Annotated in this window: 8 protein-coding genes; 4 read left to right on the forward strand and 4 right to left on the reverse strand. The window is 65.2% G+C overall.

The features are described 5' to 3' along the window. Positions 1-581, reverse strand: a 581-nt coding sequence (locus tag QZV93_RS14740; protein ID WP_295559384.1) for a carboxyl transferase domain-containing protein, incomplete at its 3' end; no start/stop codon positions are given. 165 nt (positions 582-746) lie between these two features. On the opposite strand from QZV93_RS14740, the gene QZV93_RS14745 reads away from it, so the two are divergent. The 4 genes from QZV93_RS14745 (at position 747) to QZV93_RS14760 (ending at position 3,175) form a co-directional block, all read left to right on the forward strand. After that, positions 747-1,142 (forward strand): VOC family protein, encoded by a 396-nt coding sequence (locus QZV93_RS14745; RefSeq protein WP_295559385.1) that lies wholly within the window; start codon positions 747-749, stop codon positions 1,140-1,142. A 533-nt stretch (positions 1,143-1,675) separates the two neighbouring features. Next, positions 1,676-2,113: a hypothetical protein gene (locus QZV93_RS14750; RefSeq protein ID WP_295559386.1), complete on the forward strand. Its 438-nt coding sequence runs from the start codon at positions 1,676-1,678 to the stop codon at positions 2,111-2,113. 165 nt (positions 2,114-2,278) lie between these two features. After that, positions 2,279-2,710, forward strand: coding sequence for an Hsp20 family protein (locus QZV93_RS14755; protein WP_295559387.1), 432 nt, complete (start codon positions 2,279-2,281; stop codon positions 2,708-2,710). Positions 2,711-2,887: 177 nt separating this feature from the next. Beyond that, positions 2,888-3,175: a DUF1150 domain-containing protein gene (locus QZV93_RS14760; RefSeq protein ID WP_295559388.1), complete on the forward strand. Its 288-nt coding sequence runs from the start codon at positions 2,888-2,890 to the stop codon at positions 3,173-3,175. A 176-nt stretch (positions 3,176-3,351) separates the two neighbouring features. On the opposite strand, the gene QZV93_RS14765 is transcribed toward QZV93_RS14760, so the two are convergent. The 3 genes from QZV93_RS14765 to QZV93_RS14775 form a co-directional block, all read right to left on the reverse strand. Further along, complete coding sequence (locus QZV93_RS14765; protein WP_295559389.1) at positions 3,352-3,636, reverse strand: hypothetical protein; 285 nt, start codon at positions 3,634-3,636, stop codon at positions 3,352-3,354. A 247-nt stretch (positions 3,637-3,883) separates the two neighbouring features. Beyond that, positions 3,884-4,594, reverse strand: a complete 711-nt coding sequence (gene hisG, locus QZV93_RS14770) for an ATP phosphoribosyltransferase (protein WP_295559390.1) — start codon at positions 4,592-4,594, stop codon at positions 3,884-3,886. Next, positions 4,587-5,609, reverse strand: a 1,023-nt coding sequence (locus QZV93_RS14775) for an ATP phosphoribosyltransferase regulatory subunit (protein WP_295559391.1), incomplete at its 5' end; no start/stop codon positions are given. The genes hisG and QZV93_RS14775, both read right to left, overlap by 8 nt.

Below are 5,609 nucleotides of genomic sequence, written 5' to 3' on the forward strand. Positions count from 1 at the left end.
CCGGTGACGAACATGTAGCTCGTGTCTTTCACCATGAAGATGAAGTCGGTCATGGCCGGCGAATAGACGTCGCCGCCAGCGCAGGGACCCATGATGACGGAGATCTGCGGGATGACGCCGGACGCGAGCACGTTGCGCTGGAACACCTCGCCGTAGCCGCCGAGCGCGTCGACGCCTTCCTGGATGCGCGCGCCGCCGGCATCGAACACGCCGATAATGGGGGCGCGGTTCTTCAGCGCCATGTCCTGGATCTTCATGATTTTCTGGGCATGCGCCTGGGAGAGCGAGCCACCGAAAACGGTGAAGTCCTTGGCGAAGATATAAACCACGCGGCCGTTGATGGTGCCCCAGCCGGTGACGACGCCGTCGCCCGGGGTCTTCGACTTTTCCATGCCGAAGTCGGCGCAGCGGTGCTCGACGAAGGTGTCGTATTCCTCGAAGGAGTTTTCATCCATCAGAAGCTCGATGCGCTCGCGCGCCGTCAGCTTGCCGCGCTTGTGCTGCGCCTCGATGCGGGCAATGCCGCCGCCCAGACGAGCGTTGTCGCGCCGACGCTCAAGCTCCTCGATGACTTCCTTCATAGAACCCAACCCCGTTTATTAACGTCCGATGACACGATCCATGCTGCCCCCGATAGCACAGCGCTTGGCGGCCAGCCAATGGAGCGTGTAAAGCGGGGTGCGACTTGGAGCGCCGCCGGGCCGAGAGGCGGGCCGCTCCCAAACAGGACAGGGAGGCGGCAGGCCATGGCGAAGGCGATCCATATGATGGTGCGGGTGCTGGACGAGGCGAAGAGCGTCGCGTTTTACAGAGGTGCGTTCGGGCTCGAGATCGCCGACCGGGTGGATTTTGCCGACTTCACGCTCATCTACCTCCGCAATGCCGAGGCCGATTTCGAAGTGGAGCTGACGGTCAACAAGGGCCGAAGCGAGCCTTACGATCTCGGCAACGGGTACGGGCATATCGCTTTCGTGGTCGACAACCTCGAGGCAACGCGGGAGCGGATCGCAGGTCTCGGATATTCCCCCAAAGATATCAAACAGATGACCCACGACGGTAAGCCATTCGGGCGGTTTTTCTTCATCGAGGACCCGGATGGCTACAAGATTGAGGTGCTGGAGAAGGGCGGCCGGTTCAAATGACCCTGTCTCTCGTCCTCTCCCCCGCAAGCGGAGAGGAACACGGGGCGCAAGCTCCGCATCAGCAAATGCCTCTAAGTCTCTGACTCATCGTATCGTTTCGTGCCTGGCACTTGTCGATGCAGCTCGCCTGAATCGTCTGATGCCAAAGCCCGCAACGGATCATGCCCTCCGCGGGCGTCAGAGGCAGCCTCGTGCATCAGATCGTGCCAAAGGCATCAGGCGTTGCAAACGCTCTGCATCGGATGGTGCCGGAGCCGCTGCCTGCTTCCGAAAGCGCGGACGGGCCGGCTTCGCCGGCGCTGTCATGCCCGCATTCCGGCGGGTCCTGCCCAGCGCTGACCTCGCTTTTTTCGTCGCTGGCGCCGAGCGGTGAGGACGCGCACGCCTGGCTCCGGTCGCTGGCGCCGTGCGCGCATTGCCGGGTCTCCTTCGAGGCCGGCCGCGATGGCCTCCGGCACGTGCGGCTGGGGCAGCGGGAGCGAGAAATCCTGATCGCAGCGGCCAAAGGCCCCCTGATACTGACGGCGCCGGGAATGTCGCGCTCGCTCAGCGCGGCGCGGCGGCGAGCGGCACTTTCGCTCGGAAAGGCGGGGCTGGTGGCCCCCCCGGGCGGCGGAGGTGCGGCGGGCCCCGGGCCGCGGCGGGCCACCGTCGTTCTGACCGAGCTCGGGCGCTACGTGATGACCGCCTATGGCCGCTACATCGTGGCCGGCAAGCCCGTACGCTGGACCCGTCCGGCCCGCGGCGCCGGGCTGCCCGGGTGTGCGCCATCGGAGCTGGCCGGTGAGGCTCTGCAACGGACGGAGGCGGCGCTGCGGGACACGCTCGCCGAGCTCAAAAGCGTGCTGGTCGCGGCCATCGGCGGCCGTCTCAAAGACCCCGCCCGCCTGGACGCCGTCACCCTGCATCTCGAGCGCAAGGCGACGCTGCTCAAGGCTGTGCTGCAGCCGGTGCGCGGCAACCCGGGCTGAGGTTTCCGGCGACCCCGGCCGCGGCGCTTGAATGGCGGCCGTTCCGTCCCATATTTCAAGATGTGCAGCCGGTGCCCGAAATGGGGCTGGCGGGGCGGTGATCCAACTTGGTGCCGCCGCGTTTAAAGAACAAGAAGGTCGCTTATCGAAAGGGCTTTCGCTGTCATGAGCAGACTATCTGTGCTGTCCAATCCACTGCTGCTCGGCTTCGAGGAGATCGAGCGTCTGATCGATCGCACGGGCAAGGGCGGCAATGAGGGCTACCCCCCGTACAATATTGAACGGATCGCCGCCGCCGACGGCGCCAAAGAGAAATTGCGCATCACGATTGCGCTTGCGGGCTTTACGCGGGACCAGCTCGAAATCCTGGTCGAGGACAACCAGCTCACCGTGCGTGGGCGCCAGCAAGACGAAAAATCGCGCGAGTACTTGTATCGCGGAATCGCAACGCGCCAGTTCACCCGGACTTTCGTGCTGGCAGATGGGATCGAAGTGCAGTCCGCCGAACTTTCGAACGGACTTCTTGCTATCGATCTCGTGCGGCACGAGCCGCACCGCCTTGTACGAAAGATCGAGATCGGGGCCGGGCGCGGATAATGCGGCGATTCGACGCTAAGCCCAGGCGTAAGATGAATGATTCGTCTCGCTTAGGTGCGCGCCCGCTACAGCCAAGCGTATCGAATCGTAAGAACATGGTTCGTGGTGGCGAAGGAAATTCGACGCCTGCCTCGTTACCATGACGTTGGAATACCTCGAGAGAGGAGGAGTTGCGTCATGAAAGAGAATACGACGAAGCGGTCCAGCAAATCGCGACCCGCGGTTGCTCAGGTCATGAGCGAGATCGAGCTTGCTCGGCTTGGCGGCGGACAGGTCGCCTATATCAAGACCATGTCGTCCGACGAAGCGCTCCGCATGTTTCCGGCCATCGAGGATCTGCCTCGCGGCATCAATCTCTTTGCCCTGCATGCGGCCGACGGCACGCCCATCGCGCTCACGGATACGCGCCAGGCGGCGCTCAGCCACGCCATGGACGGCGAGCTCGAGATCGCGAGCGTGCACTAGCGCACCGGCTTCAATGAAACACGAGGGCGGCCTCTGCTGAGCAGGGCCGCTCTTTTTTTGTCCGCAGGGATGTCAGCCGAGAGCAGTCAGGCGGTCATAGCGCCGGCATGACGTCGCTGATAGCGCTCAAGCTAGCTCGACCTCGGTGACGAGGGGTGGAATGACGGAGACAGACCCTACTTCGCCTTGCAGGCGTCGAGCTGCTGCTTGCGGCTCTGGAGCTGGATCTTCCACTGATCGGGGCCGACGGAGGCGCACCACGCCACGTGCGCCTTAAGATCCGGGCTCCAGGCAGGCCCCGAGAAGCCGCACTTGGCGTCGACGTTCTCCTGCTCCTGCTGGAGCGCGAGCTTGCCGTAGGTGTCGCAATTGGCCTGAGCGTTGGCGCCGGACACCAATGCGGCTCCGACCAGGACCGCCGTAAGACACGCTGCAGAGAGACGCGGGGTATTCATCGTCATCCTCGAATGCCGTTTCCTGCCAAGAGCGGCGCGAACGACGCACCCGGCTTTCTCCCAGATCACCATTCCCCGCATGAACTAGGCCTGAATGTGGACCAGGCGCGGGGCGAAGTTCAACCCGTCCGACGGCGCAAAGCGGCTCGCCGGAGCCTTAATTCGACCGGAAAGGTTAGCCGGAGCACAGTGCTCCTTTTCGAATTGGACCTACGCTCCAGATCCTGCTTCGGGGCGACAGGATCCGAAGCGATCATGGCTTAGCCGGGGCGGTCATGCGGGCGGTGATCTCCGCCATCACTCGCTCGACGGCCGGGGTCCAGGAGGCCAGTCTCGACGCGATCAGATTGGCCTCGGAGCGCAGCACCACGCCGTCATCCAGGATGCGCAGGCCGTTGGCGGCAAGCGTCGTGCCGGTGGTCGTGATGTCGACGATCAGCTCGGCCGCCCCAGCCGCGGGTGTGCCCTCGGTGGCGCCAAGGCTCTCGACGATCCGATAGTCGGCCAAACCCTTGGCGGCGAAGAAGCGGCGGGTAAGGTTCAGATATTTGGTCGCCACGCGATACCAGCGGCCGTGGGCGCGGCGAAACGGCAGTGCGATCTCGGCGAGGTCGGCCATCGTGCGGACGTCGATCCAGCAATCCGGCACAGCGACAACGACATCGGCGTGTCCGAAGCCGAGCTTCCTCACGAACGTGACGCGGTCGGCGGCGTCCGACATCTGTTCCTGGATCAGGTCCTCGCCGGTGACGCCCAGGTGCACGCGGCCGGTCTTCAGATGCCAGGCGATCTCGGACGCCGACACGAAGGCGACGTCCACGTCAGGCAGCTCGACGATCTCGCCGCGATAGCCGCGCTCGTTGCCGGTCTTGCGCAAGGTCAGCCCGGCGCCGGCAAAGGCTTCCGCCGTCTGCTCCATGAGGCGCCCCTTCGACGGCACGCCGAGGATCAGCTTGTCAGACATTGGCGCCCCCGTTGCCGTTGAGAGCGGGAAGGAGCCGGTCGGTGTGCACGGCGGCGCCAACGGCCGGCACGTCGCGCGGCGCACCGACGGCCTTCAGGAGGTAGTCGTAGCGGCCGCCGCCGGCGACCGGGCTTTTCTGGCCCAGCTCCGGCGTGATGACCTCGAACACGAAGCCCGTGTAGTATTCGAGCGCACGGCCGAACTCAGCCGAGAACTCCGCCCGTTCGAGATCGACGCCGGCGCGCGCAATCAGCTCGAGCCGCCACTCGTAGGCGCCGATGGCCTGCTCAATATTGACGCCCATGAGGGTTGCAAGCTCGCGAATGCGCCGCGCAGACGCGCGTGCGGGCGCGACGATCGCCACGTAGCTCGCGATCAGCTGCGCGGTCTTGGCGGAAAGCGGCTCGGAGCGCGCATCCGCCACGCGGCCCAAGAGGTTGTCGGCGATCTCGGCAACGCTGCGCTGGCCGATGGGCTCGATGCCATTTGCCTCGAGGTATCCGGCCACAGCGGCTTCGGCTGCGTGCGGATCATCGGGATCGATGGCGTCGCGCAACGCTTTCGGGATCTTGGCCGACGCCGCGCCCGGTTCCTCGGTCAAGCGCTTCAGCTCCGCCTTGAAGGCTGCCGGGTGCCAGAAGAGATGCATGAGGCGCTGGCGCCAGCGCGACGGCATGTCGACGGCACGCAGGATCTCGCGCAGGATGCCGAGGTCGCCGAAGCGCATGGCATAGCTCGAGAGCCCCGTGGCTTCGAGGCCAGCCACGATGGTGGCGACGATCTCGGCCTCGGCGCGCTCGCGGTTGGCCTCGCCGAAAGCTTCGATGCCCGTCTGGCGAAACTCGCGCGTGTGGGCGCGGTCGCTGCCCTGGGGCTGAAAGCGGAAGGCGGGGCCGTTGTAGCTGTACTTGGCCGCGACGTCGGCCTCCGGATGACGCTCGATGTGCAAACGGCAGGTGGGCACGGTGATGTCGGGGCGCATGCACAGCTCGTCGCCGTCGGGATCCGAGAAGAC

This window comes from uncultured Hyphomicrobium sp., assembly GCF_902826555.1.
In the GTDB taxonomy this organism is placed as follows: domain Bacteria; phylum Pseudomonadota; class Alphaproteobacteria; order Rhizobiales; family Hyphomicrobiaceae; genus Hyphomicrobium_C.

Coding starts and splice junctions, on each gene's coding strand:
- QZV93_RS14745 (WP_295559385.1), top strand. CDS start 747: ATGGCGAAGGCGATCCATATGATGGTGCGGGTGCTGGACGAGGCGAAG.
- QZV93_RS14750 (WP_295559386.1), top strand. CDS start 1,676: ATGTCGCGCTCGCTCAGCGCGGCGCGGCGGCGAGCGGCACTTTCGCTC.
- QZV93_RS14755 (WP_295559387.1), top strand. CDS start 2,279: ATGAGCAGACTATCTGTGCTGTCCAATCCACTGCTGCTCGGCTTCGAG.
- QZV93_RS14760 (WP_295559388.1), top strand. CDS start 2,888: ATGAAAGAGAATACGACGAAGCGGTCCAGCAAATCGCGACCCGCGGTT.
- QZV93_RS14765 (WP_295559389.1), bottom strand. CDS start 3,636: ATGACGATGAATACCCCGCGTCTCTCTGCAGCGTGTCTTACGGCGGTC.
- hisG (WP_295559390.1), bottom strand. CDS start 4,594: ATGTCTGACAAGCTGATCCTCGGCGTGCCGTCGAAGGGGCGCCTCATG.